We start from the raw sequence: 16655 nt of genomic DNA on the forward strand, positions 1-16655 counted from the left end.
GGCCGCTCGGACCGACCGCCCCGCGGAGCCGGGCGCCTGCTCAGGCGGCCCGGTGCTCCTGAGCCGCCGTGCCGTCCGCCACCCGGATCCGCGTGTCGAACTCCAGGCCGGGATCGACCCGGTGCGCGATCAGGACCACCGTCCGCCCCTCGGCGGCGCGGAGCAGATCCCCGAGCAGAGCGTCGGCCACGGGAGCGTCCACCGACGCCGTCGGCTCGTCCAGCACCAGGACGCGGAAGTCGGCCAGGAGTGCGCGAGCGAGGGCGATCCGCTGAGCCTGGCCGCCCGAGACGAGCGAGCCCCGCTCCCCCACCCGCGCGTCGAGCCCGCCGCGTGCAGCGACCCAGGGCCCGAGCCCGACCCGCTCCAGCACCGCCTCGAGCACGGCGGCGTCGGCCTCGGGCCGCGCGAAGAGGAGGTTCTGCCGGATCGTGTCGTCGAAGAGGTACGGCTGCTGCTCCACGAGCCCGACCCGCTTCCGCACCTCCGCCTGCGGCAGCGTGCGCGCCTCGACTCCGCCCAGGAGGTAGCTGCCGGAGTGGTCGAGGAAGCGCACCAGAGCGTGCGCGAGCGTGGTCTTCCCGGACCCGCTGCCGCCGGTGACGAGGACGCGCGCACCCTCCGGCAGGTCGAGCGAGACGCCCCGCAGCGCGGGCGTGTGCGCGCCGGGCCAGCTCACCGACAGGTCGCGCAGGACGATGCCGGCGCCCCGGGGTTCCGAGGCGTCCGGGTCCACGTCCGCGTCGGTCGCGAGCGCCGGCGACGCCGCCTCGGCGTCCAGATCGGCCAGCCGCTGAGCGCTCGAGAGCGCGGTGCGCGCCGCCTGCACGGCGAGCGGCGCGGCGGCGGCGACCTCGAAGACCGCGAGCGGCACGAGCGCGACGACTCCCAGCGCCGGACCGCCGAGGTCGCCGATCACCGGGATCCCGAGCACGAGGCCCGCCCAGACCGCACCGCCCGAGCAGAGGGCGAGGACGGCCGCGGCAAGTCCGGCGGATGCGGCCCGTCGTCGCGCCGCCCGGGCGAGCGACTCCTCCGCGCGTGCCACGTCCGCCAGAGCGTCACCCGCCGCATCGAAGGCGATGAGCACGTCGAGGCGGGTGACCAGCAGGTTGAGGCGCTCGGCCAGCTCCCCGCGCAACGGCGCCAGCTCGCGGTCCGCCTGCGCGGAGAGCCGGCCGGCGCCCAGAGCCCCGCCGGCGAAGGCGAGGACGAGCAGCGCCAGCAGCACGGCGCCCATCGCCGGCAGCAGCAGCGAGACGCCGACCACGGAGACCGCAGCGACCAGCGCCGCGACGACCAGCGGTTGCACGACGCGCAGCGGCACATCCTGCTGGGCGTCGACGTCCGATACCACCCGGGAGACCAGGTCGCCGCGGCGCACGCGGCCCAGCCCGTCCGGCGCGACCGGCACCAGGCGCTCGTAGACGCCCGCCCGGAGCTCCGCGAGCGCGCGGAAGGCGGCGTCGTGGCCGGTCAGCCGCTCGAGGTAGCGGAAGAAGGCCCGCGCCAGCGCGAACGCCCGCACGCCCACGACGGCCATGGAGAGGAACAGGATCGGCGGCTGCTCGGCCGCGCGGACGATCAGCCAGGCCGAGCAGGCCAGCAGCGCCACGACGGCCGAAGAGGAGAGCAGACCGAAGGACAGCCCCGGCAGGAAGCGGCGCGGCCCGGGCATCGCGGCGCGGAGGACGTCGGAGCGGTTCACCTCGCGACCGCCCCCGCCGGCGCCAGGGCGATCACGGCGTCGGCCGCCGCGACCGTCGCGGGCCGGTGGCTGGCGACGACGACGATCGTCCCGCTCTCCGCCAGCGTCCGGAGTCCGGCGAGCAGCGCCCGCTCGGACTCGTCGTCGAGGGCGGCGGTCGGCTCGTCCAGGGCCAGCACCGCGCACCCGCGCTCGAGCAGGCGGTGCACGGCGCGGGCGACGGCGACGCGGGCGCTCTGCCCGCCCGAGAGGCCCGTCCCCTCGGCGTCGAGCCGGCGCTCGGGGTCCACGTCGACGGCGGCGATCGCCAGGGCCCGCCGCACGCGCTCGGGGTCCGGCGAGAGTGCTCCGAGCCCGACGGCGGAGGCGACGCTCCCCGGGAGCAGGTCGGGCCGCTGGCCCGCCCAGGCGAGCGTCGACCGCAGCTCCGCGACCGGCGACCCGCCGAGCAGCAGCGTGCCCGAGAAGGGCACGAAGCCCGCGAGCGCGGCGAGCAGCGTCGACTTCCCCGACCCGCTGGGCCCGGTCACCACGGTGATCGACCCGACGGGGAGCACCGCGTCGACAGGAGCGAGCGTCCGCCCGCGTCCGTCGTCGACCGCGAGACCCCGCAGCTCGAGCGCCCCCGTCGCCGCCGGGGCCTTCCTGCGAGCGGGCAGGGCCGCCGCGCGCTCGAGGACGGCGAAGGCGCGGTCCGCCGCCTGCACCCCGTCCGCCGCCGCATGGAACTCGGCACCGACCTGGCGCACCGGCAGGAACACGTCCGGCGCCAGCACCAGGACGAACAGCCCGACGGCCAGCCCCAGCGAGCCGTCGACGAGCCGCAGCCCGATCGAGACGGCGACCAGCGCGACCGAGAGCGAGCCGGCGAGCTCCAGCACGAAGCCGCTGACGAAGGTCACCCGCAGCACCTTCATCGTGTGCACGCGGTAGTCCTCGGTCAGCGCGCGGATCCGCATCGCCTGCCGCTCGGCCCGCCCGAAGATCTTGAGCGTCGCGAGGCCGCCGACGGTGTCGACGAAGCCGGACGCGAGCGCCTGCAGCCGCTCCCACTGCCGCGCCTGCACGGCCTGGGTCGCCCAGCCGATCAGCACCATGAACACCGGGATGAGCGGCAGGGTCACCACCAGGAACACCGCGCTGAGCGGATCGGCGAGGAAGACCACGAGCGTCACGAGCGGCGTCGCCACCGCGGTGGCGATCAGCTGCGGGAGGTAGCGGGCGAAGTAGCCGTCGAGAGAGTCCAGTCCGCCGCCCAGCAGCGCGACGACCCCGCCCGAGCCCCCTTCGGAGCGGCCCGCCGGGCCGAGCTCGACCAGTGCGGCGAGGACCGCCTGCCGCAGCTGCGCCGTCGCTCCTGCTCCTCCGCGCACCGCGTTCACCTCGGTCGCCCAGGCGAGAGCCGCCCGCGCAGCGACGACCGCGAGCAGGGCGGCCAGCAGCGGCGCGAGATCATCGGCGCTCCTCCCGTCGACCGCACCGGCCACCAGCTGCGCCACCAGCCACGCGAAGGCGACGATCGCCAGGGTCCTGGCCAGCGCGAGCGCCCCGCCGAGCAGGAGGAACACGCGGGCCGCCCGGGCGTAGCGGAGCAGGCGCGGATCGAGGGGCTTCACGTCAGTGGGCGTCGACCGGGATGTGCGCGCGGCTGATGCGCTTGCGGAAGATCCAGTAGGTCCAGGCCTGGTAGCCGACGATGAGCGGCACGAACACCAGGGCGGTCCAACTCATGACCGTCAGCGTATAGGGCGTGCTGGAGGCGTTCTCGATCGTCAGCCCGTAGGCGGGGACGTTCGAGGCCGGCATCACCGCGGGGAACAGCGTCGCGAAGAGGGCGAGCACGGCGAGCGCGATGGTGCCGGCCAGCAGCGCGAAGGCGCGTCCCTCCCGGCCCCGCGTGATCGCGAGCCAGCCGCCGACGAGGGTCGCGGCCGCGCCCGCCGAGAGCGCCCAGGAGGCGGTGCTCCCCTGGCCGAGGTTGGTCCAGGCCAGGAAGACCGCGGCGACGACCACGGTGAGCAGCCCCGCGCGGGTCGCCAGGCGGCGCGCACGCTCGCGGATCTCCCCCTCCGTCTTCAGGGCGACGAAGACGACTCCGTGCGTGAAGAAGAGCAGGAGGGTCGTCGCTCCGCCCAGCAGGGCGTAGGGGTTCAGCAGGTCCAGGACGGTGCCGATGTAGTTGTGGTCGGCGTCCATCGGGACGCCCTGCACGATGTTCGCGAAGGCCACGCCCCAGAGGAAGGCGGGCACCGCGGAGCCGACGACGATCATCGTGTCGAAGCGCCGCTTCCACTGCGCCTCCGGACGCTGGTGCCGGTACTCGAACGAGACGCCGCGGGCGATCAGCGCGAGCAGGATGAGCAGAAGCGGCAGGTAGAACCCGCTGAAGAGCGTGGCGTACCACTCCGGGAACGCGGCGAACAGGGCGGCGCCGGCGACGATCACCCACGTCTCGTTCAGGTCCCACACCGGGCCGATCGTGTTGATCAGCACGCGGCGGTCGGTGTCGTCGCGCCCGAGGAACGGGAGCGACATGCCGACACCGAAGTCGAACCCGTCGAGGACGAAGTAGCCGATGAAGAAGAACGCGACGATCCAGAACCAGAGGACGGCGAGATCCATGAGGGGTGCCTCCTAGTAGACGGTGCCGACGAGCTGCGGGCGACCGCTCTCCTCGTCGACCTCGGGAGCGTCGTCGGGGCCGGCCTGCGCGGCCCGCTTGATCAGGCGGAACTCGACCACGGCGAGCGTGCCGTAGATCGCGGTGAAGGCGAGCAGCGAGATCAGGACCTCGAGGCCGCTCACTCCGGGCGAGACTCCGTCGGCGGTCTTCAGCAGTCCGAACACGAGCCACGGCTGGCGGCCCATCTCGGTGAAGACCCAGCCCACGATCATCGCCATCAGCGGCAGCGGGGCGGCCCAGATCGCGACCTTCCACATCCACTGCTTCGGCTCGCGGCCCTTCCGGGTGAACCAGAGGCCGGCCGCGGCGACGCCGATGGCCAGGACGCCGAGGGCCATCATCCAGCGGAACGACCAGTAGGTGACCCAGATGATCGGCGTGTAGTCGCCGGGTCCGTAGACCTGGGTGTACTGCGCCTGGAGGTCGTTGATGCCCTCGACCGTGCCGGTGAAGGTGTGCGTCGAGAGGAAGGAGAGCAGGTAGGGGATGCGGATCGAGAACAGCTCGCTCGAGCCGTCCGGCGTGCCCCAGGTGAAGACGGAGAAGGAGGCGTCGACGCCCGTGGAGGTCCTGTAGAGCGCCTCCGCGGCCGCCATCTTCATCGGCTGCGTGTCGACCATCGCGAGGCCGAGCGAGTCGCCGGTGAACAGGGTCAGGCCGCCGCTGACGAGCATCATCCAGGCGCCGAACTTCAGTGCGGGGCGCATGGTCTCGAGGTGCTGGTTCCGCGAGAGGTGGTAGGCCGCGACGCTGATGATGACGGCGGCCGAGACCATGAAGCAGGCGAAGATCGTGTGCGGGAAGGCGGCGAGCGCGACCTTGTTGGTCAGGAGTGCCCAGATGTCGGTGAGCTCCGCGCGGCCCTTGGTCTCGTTGATGCGGAAGCCGACCGGGTTCTGCATGAACGCGTTCGCGGCGATGATGAAGTAGGCCGAGAGCGTGGTGCCCAGCGTGGTCAGCCAGATGGTGGCCAGGTGCAGCTTCTCGGGCAGCTTGTCCCAGCCGAAGATCCAGAGGCCGATGAAGGTCGCCTCGAGGAAGAAGGCGAGCAGGCCCTCGAACGCCAGCGGTGCCCCGAAGACGTCGCCGACGAAGCGGGAGTAGTCGCTCCAATTCATCCCGAACTGGAACTCCTGGACGATCCCGGTCACGACGCCCATCGCGAAGTTGATCAGGAAGAGCTTCCCGAAGAACTTCGTCAGCTGCAGGTAGTGCACCTTCCCGGTGCGCACCCAGCAGGTCTGGAAGATCGCGACGGTGAGCGCCATGCCGATCGTGAGCGGCACGAACAGGAAGTGGTAGATCGTCGTCAGACCGAACTGCCATCTCGACAGCAGGAGCGGGTCCAGGAGTTCGTTCACAGCTCCGAGAGTAGGTGGGCGGGAGGGGTCCGACGGCCCCCGATCCCAGTACTGGGGCGGATGTGCGGCCTTCCGCGAGCTCTGGGCGGCACCCTTTCCGGGGTGGCCCCGGACGCCCCTCCGAGCACTCCCGCCGACCGGTCGCTCGACGTCGAGACAGTCCCTCTCGACGTCGAGGGAGTCCACCGCGCGACGACTGCCGAGCGGGGCTCGCCTCCGTCGGACGCGCCGCCGCCGGCCTCTCGACGCCGAGCGATCAGGCGGGCCACGGAGCGCTGAGACTTCCTCTCACGGGCCTTCAGCGGATTGCCAGGCGCACATCCGCGAGATCGGCCGTGGGAATCCGTCCACCGCGCGACGCATCGACGGACTCGCCCGGTGAAGAGAATCCCGGGGCCGATGCCGAGGCGCCGTCGGCTGGCGCCCCGCGGTCAGCCGGCGTCGACGCGCGAGCGGGAGCCGGAGAACCAGGCGGGCGCCTGGAAGCCGTACTTCAGCACGGGCAGGTCGCGGGTGAGGCGCCAAAAGCCCAGCGCCGCAGCGACGCCGATCGCGCAGACCAGGAGCGGCACGACCGGCCCGATGACGTCGAGCCAGCGCTCTCCGTCGAAGAGCAGCAGGGCGCTCGTGGCGAGCGAGACGAAGAGGACGTGCACCACGTACACCGGGAGCGTGTTGCGGCCGATGAAGGTGATCCAGCCCGCGCCGCGCCGGTTCGAGAGGAAGCGGGCGACCACGAGCCCGGCGAGGACCGCCAGCACGCTCACCAGGACCAGCCCGATCGTCAGCAGCGGGAAGCGGGCGCGGACGGCGAGGATCACGCCGGCGAGCACGAGGAACAGCACGCCGAAGCCGACTCCGCTGACGATCCCGCGGCGCTCCACGAACGCGATCACCGCGTTCCGCAGGTAGAGGCCGAGCAGGAAGAACATCAGGTAGCGGGCCATGCCGTCCCAGGCGATGTTCCCGGTGCCCTCGGAGGTGCTGGAGCGGACGGCGTACCAGACCACGGCGATCGCGGTCGCGATGCCGATCTGCACCCGCCAGTCGATCCGGCCCTGCGCGAGCTTGGCGGCCACGAAGAAGATCGTGAGCGCGTAGAGGAACCAGAGCCCGTTGTGCGGCATCACCGGCTGGAGGAGCAGCGCGAGCGGGTCGGACTCGTCGGTGCCGCCCGGGTTGGGCACCACCAGGAAGAAGAGGAACCGCACCACGGACCAGAGCAGGAAGGCCCAGACCAGCAGGCTCAGCCGCGAACGCCAGAGCTCCGGCCACGACCGGGTGAGCACGGAGCCGGCGAACAGCCCCGAGGCGAGGAAGAACAGCGGCATCCGGAAGGTGATGAGGAGGAGGTTGATCTCGTTCCACGAGTCGGGGGCGATCCCGGCCGTCGTGGTCCACTGCACGGAGTGGGCCAGGGCGACCAGGATGATCGCGATGCCCTTCGCCGTGTCCACCCAGGTGATGCGTGCGCGTGCCATGAGTCCTCGTCGTGATCGTCCATCGGAAGTCGGCCGGCGGCGACGATGACGATGGCGATGTGCAAGTGTCGCACGGCTGTGCATCCTCTGTGATGTTCTGCACGGATCCGATCACGGCGATCCGGTGACGGAGAGACGGCCAACAGGTGCGCGGGTCCTCGGACGGCCTCCTCGTGGACGACGCGCCCCCGCCGATGCCCGAAGATCGAGCCATGACTCGAGCGACGCCCCCCGGCTCCGCCCCCGGCGCCCGCCGCATCCGACTCCGCCTCCTGGTCGCGCTGCTGGTGCTCGCGCTGGTCCTCGCCTGCGCGGGCATCGCCCTCTCGCTCGCCTCGCGGAGCGGAGGCGCGGGCGCTCCGGCCGCGAGCTCCCCCGACCCCGGCCCGACCTCCTCCGTCGACATGGCCGAGCGCGTCGCCGGTCTCGAGAAGCGCTTCGCCGCCGGGTTCCCGCAGCACAGCATCGTCCTCACGGGCAGCTCCACGATCGGCCGCTGGACGACCTCCAAGGAGGACCTGCGCCCGCTCGAGACCTACAACATCGGGATCGGCGGCACGACCGTCGCCGATCACCTCGCGTGGCTGGACCGCATGGTCGCCCCCTTCGATCCGCGCGCCGTGATCGTGTACGTGGGGGCGAACGACATCAGCGGCGAGGAGGGCTCGCGCACCGGCGCCCAGACCGCCGGCGCCGTCGTCGAGTACCTCCAGCGTGTGGAGGAGGTCGCCCCCGACGCCGAGCTGTTCTACGTCGAGATCGCGGAGACGCCCGCCCGCGCCTCCGTCGGTGCCGAGGTCCGCGCCGCCAACACCGCGGTCAGCGCCTACGCCGAGACGGACGACCGCGTCACTTTCGTCCCCACCGCCGACGCGCTCGTCACCTCCGACGGCTCTGTCGACCCCTCCCTCTTCGTCGACGACGGCCTGCACTTCGACGAGGCCGGCTACGCCCGGTTCTCGGAGGCGGTCCGCGCGGTGGTCCTGCCCGCTCTGGAGTGAACCGGCGGGCCGACGCACTGCAGCCCGCTCGACGTGAGCGGCCCGGGGACACCGCGCCCGGAGCCCCCAGTGTTGACCCTGAAGGGGGACACGGCCCCTCCGCCGCGCGCGCCTATCCTGGCCCCGCGTCATCGCCGACAGCGCCCTCTGCACCGCCGCAGACCGCCGCTCGCTCAGCAGCGCCGACCGTCTCGGAGTCACCGATGCCCCGCTCGAGGATCCGCCCCCGCGGTCTCGCCCTGCTCACCGTCCTGGCGATCACGGCCGCCGCGCTCGTCGCCGGGCCCGCGGGTCCGGCGTCCGCCGCTCCCGTCGTGCCCGCCGGCTTCACCGACTCGCGGGTGGCGGCCGTCCCCGCGCCGACCGCCCTCGCCTTCACGACCGACGGGCGCACCCTCGTCTCCTCGCAGACCGGAGCGATCCGGGTGATCCGCGGAGGCAGCCTTATCGCCACCCCGGCCCTCGACCTGCGCTCGAAGGTCTGCGCCAACGGCGAGCGCGGTGTGCTCGGCCTCGCGGTCGACCCGGCACCGGGCTCGCGCACCGTCGTCGTCTACTACACCGCGAAGGGCTCCGACTCCTCCTGCCCGACCAACGCCGGCGGCACGGTGAACCCCGCGGGAGCCCCGCGCAACCGCGTCTCCTCGTTCCAGCTCGGCACCGACGACCGCATCGACCCGGCCTCCGAGCGCGTCCTCCTCGACGGCATCTACTCCCCCGCGAGCAACCACAACGGCGGCGACCTCGCCATCGGCAAGGACGGCCTGCTCTACGTCAGCGTCGGCGACGGCGGCTGCGACTACCGCGGCGGGGTCGGCTCGCCGGGCGGCAGCGGCTGCGGCGGCCGGAACGACGCCGCCCGCGACCCGAACATCCTGAACGGCAAGATCCTCCGGATCACCCTCACCGGCGGCGTCCCGGCCGGCAACCCCTACCTGGGCACCGGGACCGCCTCCTGCCGGCTCGCCCCGGCCGCCGCGGGCCTGCGCTGCCGCGAGACGTTCGCGAGCGGCCTGCGCAATCCGTTCCGGATGGCCTTCGACCCGAACGCGACCGGCACCGTCTTCCGCATCAACGACGTGGGCCAGGACGCCTGGGAGGAGATCGACCAGGGCGTCGCCGGCGCCGACTACGGCTGGAACACCCGTGAGGGCCACTGCGCGAAGACCGGCTCGGCCTCGAACTGCGGAGCCGCGGCGCCCGCCGGGCTCACCGACCCGGTCCACGACTACGCGCACAGCAGCGGCTGCGCCTCGATCACGGGCGGCGCCTACGTCCCCCGCGGCGTCTGGCCGGCCGCCTACGACGGCGCGTACCTCTTCGGCGACTACGTGTGCGGGAAGATCCGGACCCTCGGCCGCACCGGCGCGGCCGGCGACCTCGTGACCGGCCTCGGCGGCAGCAGCGCCGTCGCCATGGCCTTCGGTCCCTCGCGCGGGACCCAGGACCTCTTCTACACCAGCTACGCGAACGGCGGCGAGGTCCGGCGCCTCGCCTACACCGCCGCGGCGAACCGCGCTCCGACCGCGGCCCTCACCGCCGCCCCCTCCTCCGGCGCGGCTCCTCTCGCCGCGCGGCTGAACGGCTCGGGCAGCAGCGACCCGGAGGGCGGTGCCCTGACCTACCTGTGGTCGTTCGGCGACGGCACCCCCGACCGCATCACGACCGGCCCGACCTTCACCCACAGCTACGCCGCCGGCAGCTGGACCGCGTCCCTCCGCGTCCGCGATCCGAAGGGAGCCGTCTCCGCCCCCGCGACGACGAGGATCACCTCGGGCGACAGTGCCCCGACGGTGAGCATCACCGCACCCGCCGACGGAGGGGTGTTCGTCACGGGCCGGAGCTACGGCCTCCGCGCCACGGCGACCGACGCCGAGGACGGCGTCCTGCCCGCCTCGGCGCTCACCTGGACCGTCCAGCGCCGCCACGCTCAGCACACGCATCCCTTCCTCGGGCCGCTGGCGGGGAACGACCTCTCCTTCGTCGCCCCCGGTCCGGAGGACCTCGCCGCCGCCGCGGACAGCGACCTCCTGATCAGCGTCACGGCGACGGACTCGAGCGGAGTGTCGACGACGGCGACGCGGACGTTCTCCCCGCAGAAGGTCTCCGTCACCCTGGCCACCGCTCCCGCCGGCCGGACGGTCGTCGTCAACGGCACCGAGGTCGCCGGAGGCACGACCGTCGTGTCGTGGGCGGGCTCGGCCCTCCAGCTGGAGGTCCCGGACCAGACCGACGCGTCGGGCACGGCCTACCGGTTCTCGTCCTGGTCGGACGGCGGCGCCGCCTCGCACAGCGTCGTCACTCCCGGGAGCAGCACCACGCTGACGGCGACCCTCGTCGCCGCCGGGCTCCCCGGCGCGCCGACCGCGGTCACCGCCACGGCGGGCTCGGACGGCACGGCGACGCTCGCGTGGTCGCCCCCCGCGGGGACCGGTGGCTCGGCGGTCACCGGCTACCGGGTGTCGCGCGACGGGTCCGACACGAGCGGAGCCGGAGCCTGGAGCGCCGTGGTCGCCGCGACCAAGCGCTCGCAGACCTTCACGAAGCTGGTCCCGGGCCGCAGCTACACCCTCTCGGTGCAGGCGGTCACGGCGAACGGCACCGGCCCGGCGGCCTCCGCGCTCGTCGCCGTCCCCTGACCGCTCGGCGTCCACCGGCCTCCGGGGCGCAGCCCTGCCGCCGCCCAGCCGTGCGCCCCTACGATCGAGCCATGCCGAGCATTCGGAGCCGCCGTCGGCCCCAGCCCCCGATCGAGTCCGCGGCGGGCGGGGGCGCCCGGTGAACGACACCCTCACCGGGATCCTGGACTTCGTCGTCAGCGTCCCCCCGGTCTGGCGGACGCTCCTCGCCGGACTCGCGATCTTCTTCGAGACCACGATCCTGGCGGGCCTCGTCGTCCCCGGCGACACGATCGTGATCGTCAGCGCGACCGGCGTGACCAGCCCGCTGCAGTTCGTGGCGCTGGCCGTCACGGTCGTCATCGGCGCCCTCTCCGGCGAGTCCGTCGGCTTCTACCTCGGCCGCTGGTTCGGGCCGCGGATCCGCGCGTCGCGTCTGGGACGCCGGCTCGGCGAGAAGAACTGGCTGAAGGCCGAGCGCTACCTCGCGCGGCGCGGCGGGTTCGCCGTGTTCCTCTCGCGATTCCTGCCGGTGCTGCACTCGCTGATCCCGCTGACGGTGGGGATGAGCGGGATGCGCTACCGGACCTTCATGGCCTGGACGATCCCGGCGTGCGTGCTCTGGTCGTCCGCCTACGTCGGCGTCGGCGCGGCCGCGGCCGGCAGCTACCGGGAGCTCTCGGAGAGCCTGCACGGCGCCGGCTACGTCTTCGTGGGCGTCATCGTCGTCTTCGCCCTGCTCGTGCTCCTCGGGAAGAAGCTCCTGAACAGAGCGGAGGCGCGTCACCTCGACGAGTGACGCGCCTCCGGGCGTGGATCCGGGGAGGATCAGTCGACGAGACCCGCCGACTTCAGCCACTCGCCCGCGATCGCGGACGCGGACTTCTGCTCGTTGACGCTCTCGGAGTTGAGGGCGACGAGGTCGTCCGCCGTGAGCTTCGCGCTGACCGCGTTCAGCACCTCGGCCGCGTCGTCCGTGATCTTGCTCGAGACGATCGGCACGACGTTGTCGGCCACGAACAGTCCGTCCGGGTCCTCGAGAGCGACGAGGTCGTTCTTCTGGATGTTCGGGTCGGCCGTGTAGACGTTCGCCAGCTGGATCTGGTCGCTGGTGAGCGCGTCGACGGTGGTCGATCCGCCGCTGTCCTCGATCGCCTGGAAGGTGGTCGTGATGCCGTACTTCGACTGCAGGGTGTCGGGCCCGTAGGGGCGCGTCTGCAGCTCGGAGTTGCCGCCGACCACGATCGGGTCGGTGACGTTCTTGAGCGACGCGATGTCGGTCAGGTCCCACTTGTCGGCGAAGGCCTGGGTGACGGTGTACGAGTTCTGGTCGCTGGCCTCGGCGGCGTCGAGGGCGCGGAGGCCGTCGGGCAGCGCGTCGCCGAGCGCGGAGTACACGTCGTCGGCAGTGGTGGCCGTCGCGTCGGGCTCGAGCGCCTGCAGGAGGCTGCCGTCGTACTCCGGGAAGACGTCGATGGATCCGCTCTCGATCTCGGGCAGGTAGATCTCGCGCTGGCCGATGCGCAGCTGGCGGTCGACGGTGAAGCCGTCGTTCTCCAGCGCCTGCGCGTAGATCTCGGCGAGGATCTCGTTCGAGTAGTAGTCCTGCGAGCCGACCACGATGGTCTCGCTGCCCGCAGTCGCACCCGATCCCTCATCGAGCGGATCGCTCGAGGAACACCCTGCCAGTGCCACGACGGCACCGACCGCGAGTGCGCTGAGCGCGACACGGCCCTTCGTGAAATGTGCTGTGAACATTGCTATTTCCCTTCTTCGATGGGGATTCCCATCACCGCGCGTCGTCGGGGCGACGAGGCGCGGGAACCTGTGCGGCCGGCGGTGCCGGCCAGGCCGAGCACGACTCCGCGCGGCACGGCGAGCCGCTGGAGGAGGGCGAAGAGGACCTCGCTGAGGAGCGTCAGCACGATCACCAGGATCGAGCCGGCGAGCATCTGCGGGTAGTCCCCCGACTTCACTCCGCGGAAGATGTACTGCCCGAGGCCGCCGGCGCCGATGTAGTCGGCGAGCGTGGCGGTCGCGATGATCTGCAGCGCCGCCGAGCGGAGCCCGCCGATCAGCAGCGGCAGCCCCAGCGGGATCTCGACCTTCGTCAGGATCTGCCACTCGGTCATGCCCATCGAGCGCGCCGCGTCGACCGTGCGGCGGTCGACCGCCTCGAGCCCGGAGTACGCTCCGGCGAGCACCGACGGGATCGCGAGCACGACGAGGGCGATCACCGGAGCGCCGAGGCCGAGCCCCAGGCTCATCGCCGCGAGGACGAGCACGCCCAGCGTCGGCAGGGCGCGCAGGCCGCCTGCGACCGGCACGGCGATGCCCTTGCCGCGCCCGGTGTGCCCGATCAGGTAGCCGATCGGGATCGCGATCGCGGCCGCGATCACGAGCACCAGCAGGCTGATGCCGACGTGCTGGGCGACGCGGGTCGGGATCGCGTAGACCCCGGTCCAGTGCGCGGGGTCGGCGATCCAGGCGAAGGCCTCGGCGATGAGGTTCACGACGTCACCGCCCTCTCGACCGCGACCGGTCTGCGCGAGCGGCGCGTGCGGTCCAGAGCCGTCCAGGGCATGAGGAGACGGCCGATCAGCACCAGCAGTCCGTCGAGCACCAGCGCGAGGACGATCGTGAGGACGATGCCCGTGACGATCTCACCGGTGATGCCGCGCTGGAAGCCGTCGGTGAAGAGCAGGCCGAGGCTCTGGATCCCGAGCACCGCGCCGACCGTCACCAGGCTGACCGTGCTGACCGTGACCACGCGCAGGCCCGAGAGCAGGACCGGACCGGCCAGCGGGAACTCGACCCGCCAGAAGCGCGCCCAGCCGGAGTAGCCCATCGCGGTCGCCGACTGGCGGACGTCGTCCGACACCGCGCCCAGTGCGTCCGAGGTGGTGCGGACCATCAGCGCGACGCCGTACAGGGTGAGGCCCGTGATCACGTTGGCGGTCGAGCGGAGCGGGATGCCCAGCAGGACCGGCAGCAGGATGAACATGGCCAGCGAGGGGATGGCGTAGAGCACGCCGAGCCCTGTCAGCAGGGTGCCGCGGCTCCAGCGGTAGCGGTTCGCGAACCAGCCGAACGGCAGCGAGACGAGGAAGCTGAGCAGGATCGGCGGGACCGACAGGGCCAGGTGCGCCAGCAGGTTCGCGACGATCGCGTCCGTGTTGTTGACGACCCAGTTCACGCGGCGGGGCCGTCCTGCGCGCGCAGCACTCCGGTCGGGCGCCCGTCGCCGTCGACCACGATGCGGGCGCCGTCGCGCTCCTCGATCCGGAGCGAGCGCTTGCCGCGGTCGGCACCGACGAAGCCGGCGACGAACTCGCTCGCGGGGTTCGCCAGGATCTCGGCGGGCGAGCCCTTCTGCGCGATCCGGCCGCCCTTCTCGAGGATGACGACCTGGTCGCCGAGGAGGAACGCCTCGTCGATGTCGTGGGTGACGAAGACCACGGTCTTGTCGAGCTCGTCCTGGAGCCGCAGGGTCTCGCGCTGCAGGTCGGCGCGCACGAGAGGGTCGACCGCGCCGAACGGCTCGTCCATCAGCAGGATGTTCGGGTCGACCGCGAGGCCGCGCGCCACGCCGACGCGCTGCTGCTGGCCGCCGGAGAGCTGGCTGGGGTACCGGGCGGCGAGCGCACGGTCCAGTCCGACCGTGTCCATCAGCTCGAGCGCGCGGGCGTGCGCCTGCTTCTTGGCGACCCCGTTCAGCCGCGGCACGGTCGCGATGTTGTCGATGACCTTGCGGTGCGGCAGCAGGCCGGAGTTCTGCATCACGTAGCCGATGCGGCGGCGGAGCGCGACGGCGGGCAGGGAGGAGATGTCCTCGCCGTCGATCTCGATGGTGCCGGAGGTCGGCTCGATCATCCGGTTGATCATGCGGAGGATCGTGGTCTTCCCGCAGCCCGAGGAGCCGACGAAGACGGTCGTCTGCCGGGAGGGCAGCACGAGCGAGAAGTCGTCGACCGCCCGCGTGCCATCCGGGTACTGCTTGCTGACGTTGCGGAACTCGATCACGAGGCCGCCCGCCGTCCGGCGGTGTGCGCGCCGATCTGTCCCTGATCCACGACTGTGCCCGCTCTCGCTCCGCGCGTCCGGCCGTTGCACGGCCCGCGGCCCCGAACGGGGCCAGGCGGCAAGGAAAACACCAATAGCAGCCGCCTGCCAACCCGGACCGCGAAGTGTTGCGGGATGTTCCGGGAGCGACTAGGGCCTTGACAGCCCGGGCGGGTCAGGACTCCTCGACGGCTCCGTAGTGCGAGGTCATGTAGTGGCGCAGCAGCGAGCGGCTCTCGTCGATGAAGCGCTGGTCGCCGTTGGGGTCGATGAGAAACGCGCGCGTGAGCAGCGCGTCCGCGACCTCGATGGTCACCTCGAGGCGGAAGGACAGCTGCGCGCCGCCCGGGAGGCCGTACTCGGACGCGAGGATCTCGGCGAAGCGGCGGGCGAAGAAGCCGGCCTCGAACGCCTCGCCCGCGACCTCGGGGGCGTGGATCGTGTCGACGAAGCGGATGGAGCGGAAGCCCGGCTCGTTGCGGTGCATCTCGCAGAAGGCGTCGATGGCGCAGTCGACCGCGCCCCACCAGTTGCCCGGGTGGGTGTCGCGGATCTCGGTGATGACGCGGCGGCGGAAGCGCTCGAGGGCCCGCTCGCGCAGCGCCTGGAGGACGGCGATGCGGTCCGGGAAGTAGCGGTAGACCGTGCCGATCGCGGCTCCCGCGCGCTCGGCGACCATCGCCGTGGTCAGGCGGTCGAAGCCGACCTCGTCGACAACGGCGGCCGCCGCGTCGAGCAGCGAGGCGAGACGGGCGGCGCTGCGCACCTGCACCGGCTCGTTGCGGACCTGGGACGATTCACCGAACGGTCGATCGACGAGGTTTCCAAGAGGCACGGCGGGCTCCTTCGGTCGTGGTTCCTACAATCGTACGCACGGCGACCGCCGGTCGGGGTCGTCTCATCGAAAGTCCCTCGTGTTTCGCGCCCCCGGAAGGGCGACGGCTCCGCGGGTCCGATCCACCCGGGAGAAACCATGTGCGGACGCTTCGTCCTCTCGCAGACCACCGCCGACCTGGTGGCGCTCTTCGACATCGACGAGCCGGGCGCCGACCTGCCGGAGCCGTCCTGGAACATCGCGCCGACCCAGCGGATCGCCGTCGTCGCGGAGTCGATGAAGGGGGTCGAGGAGGGCAGCCCGCCGCGGCGCCGGCTCGCCGGAGCCCGCTGGGGCCTGGTGCCCCGCTCCGCCGCCGACCCGTCCGCGGGGCCGCCGCTGTTCAACGCGCGGATCGAGTCCGTCGCCGAGAAGCCGTCGTTCCGCGAGTCCTACGCCTCCCGGCGCGCGATCGTGCCCGCCTCGGGCTGGTACGAGTGGCGGGTCGGCGCGGACGGGGCGAAGGCACCCGTCTACGTCTCGCCGGGCGAGGGCTCGCTCCTCCTCTTCGCCGGTCTCTACGAGTGGTGGCGCTCGGCCCAGCCGGGCTCTCCGTGGCTGCTCTCGGCGACGGTCCTCACCCGCCCCTCCGTCGGGCCGCTCGCCGAGGTGCACGAGCGGATGCCCGTGCTGCTGCAGCCGGAGCTGATCGAGGACTGGCTGGACCCGGCCTCCCCCGGGGACGGCGAGCTGCTGCGCGCGGCCGCCGAGGGCGCGGCCGAGCTGGCCGAGGAGCTCGAGGTGCACGGCGTCGGTGCGGCCGTGGGCTCCGTCTCGGCGAACGGCCCCGAGCTGATCGAGCCGACCGGAGCCTGACGATCGCGTGAGAGCGCGATCCGCGGTCCGGCATCCGGTCTGACAGACTGG

Annotated in this window: 14 protein-coding genes; 4 read left to right on the plus strand and 10 right to left on the minus strand. The window is 72.5% G+C overall.

All coding sequences use genetic code 11. From position 1 onward, the window contains the following. Nucleotides 1–40 precede the first annotated feature (40 nt). The 5 genes from cydC to C5C59_RS08650 form a co-directional block, all read right to left on the minus strand. On the minus strand, nt 41–1708 hold the full coding sequence (gene cydC, locus C5C59_RS08630) for a thiol reductant ABC exporter subunit CydC (protein ID WP_104237919.1): 1668 nt from the start codon (nt 1706–1708) through the stop codon (nt 41–43). Then, nucleotides 1705–3324, minus strand: coding sequence for a thiol reductant ABC exporter subunit CydD (gene cydD, locus C5C59_RS08635; RefSeq protein ID WP_104237918.1), 1620 nt, complete (start codon nt 3322–3324; stop codon nt 1705–1707). Before cydD ends, cydC begins: the two co-directional genes overlap by 4 nt. Before the next feature lies 1 nt (nt 3325). Then, on the minus strand, nt 3326–4330 hold the full coding sequence (cydB, locus tag C5C59_RS08640; protein ID WP_104237917.1) for a cytochrome d ubiquinol oxidase subunit II: 1005 nt from the start codon (nt 4328–4330) through the stop codon (nt 3326–3328). Nucleotides 4331–4342: 12 nt separating this feature from the next. Next, nucleotides 4343–5752, minus strand: coding sequence for a cytochrome ubiquinol oxidase subunit I (locus C5C59_RS08645; RefSeq protein ID WP_104237916.1), 1410 nt, complete (start codon nt 5750–5752; stop codon nt 4343–4345). Between the two features lie 431 nt (nt 5753–6183). Then, nucleotides 6184–7233 carry an acyltransferase family protein gene (locus C5C59_RS08650; protein ID WP_181134865.1) on the minus strand — a complete coding sequence of 350 codons (1050 nt, stop codon included), beginning with the start codon at nt 7231–7233 and terminating at the stop codon, nt 6184–6186. A 212-nt stretch (nt 7234–7445) separates the two neighbouring features. Here C5C59_RS08650 and C5C59_RS08655 point away from each other — a divergent pair, with 212 nt between their 5' ends. The 3 genes from C5C59_RS08655 to C5C59_RS08665 all read left to right on the plus strand — a co-directional run bounded on the left by C5C59_RS08655 (nt 7446) and on the right by C5C59_RS08665 (nt 11651). Further along, nucleotides 7446–8234, plus strand: coding sequence for a GDSL-type esterase/lipase family protein (locus C5C59_RS08655; RefSeq protein ID WP_181134866.1), 789 nt, complete (start codon nt 7446–7448; stop codon nt 8232–8234). 203 nt (nt 8235–8437) lie between these two features. Beyond that, complete coding sequence (locus C5C59_RS08660) at nt 8438–10873, plus strand: PQQ-dependent sugar dehydrogenase (RefSeq protein WP_104237913.1); 2436 nt, start codon at nt 8438–8440, stop codon at nt 10871–10873. Nucleotides 10874–11012: 139 nt separating this feature from the next. After that, the gene (locus C5C59_RS08665; RefSeq protein WP_104237912.1) at nt 11013–11651 is read left to right on the plus strand and encodes a DedA family protein; all 639 of its coding nucleotides are present in this window, start codon (nt 11013–11015) and stop codon (nt 11649–11651) included. Nucleotides 11652–11680: 29 nt separating this feature from the next. Here the strand turns inward: C5C59_RS08665 and C5C59_RS08670 are convergent, their stop codons facing one another. The 5 genes from C5C59_RS08670 to C5C59_RS08690 form a co-directional block, all read right to left on the minus strand. Next, nucleotides 11681–12610, minus strand: coding sequence for an ABC transporter substrate-binding protein (locus tag C5C59_RS08670; RefSeq protein WP_104223111.1), 930 nt, complete (start codon nt 12608–12610; stop codon nt 11681–11683). Nucleotides 12611–12612: 2 nt separating this feature from the next. After that, nucleotides 12613–13365, minus strand: a complete 753-nt coding sequence (locus tag C5C59_RS08675) for an ABC transporter permease (protein ID WP_104225632.1) — start codon at nt 13363–13365, stop codon at nt 12613–12615. Beyond that, nucleotides 13362–14048 (minus strand): ABC transporter permease, encoded by a 687-nt coding sequence (locus tag C5C59_RS08680; protein WP_104223109.1) that lies wholly within the window; start codon nt 14046–14048, stop codon nt 13362–13364. The genes C5C59_RS08675 and C5C59_RS08680 overlap by 4 nt, the downstream gene beginning before the upstream one ends. Next, entirely contained in the window at nt 14045–14875 is an 831-nt protein-coding gene (locus C5C59_RS08685; protein WP_104225631.1) for an ABC transporter ATP-binding protein, read from the minus strand. The genes C5C59_RS08680 and C5C59_RS08685 overlap by 4 nt, the downstream gene beginning before the upstream one ends. A gap of 214 nt (nt 14876–15089) precedes the next feature. After that, entirely contained in the window at nt 15090–15749 is a 660-nt protein-coding gene (locus C5C59_RS08690) for a TetR/AcrR family transcriptional regulator (RefSeq protein WP_104223107.1), read from the minus strand. A gap of 138 nt (nt 15750–15887) precedes the next feature. Here C5C59_RS08690 and C5C59_RS08695 point away from each other — a divergent pair, with 138 nt between their 5' ends. Beyond that, the gene (locus tag C5C59_RS08695) at nt 15888–16604 is read left to right on the plus strand and encodes an SOS response-associated peptidase (RefSeq protein ID WP_104237911.1); all 717 of its coding nucleotides are present in this window, start codon (nt 15888–15890) and stop codon (nt 16602–16604) included. Nucleotides 16605–16655 lie beyond the last annotated feature (51 nt).

The organism is Rathayibacter sp. AY1F4, assembly GCF_002931775.1.
GTDB lineage: Bacteria > Actinomycetota > Actinomycetes > Actinomycetales > Microbacteriaceae > Rathayibacter.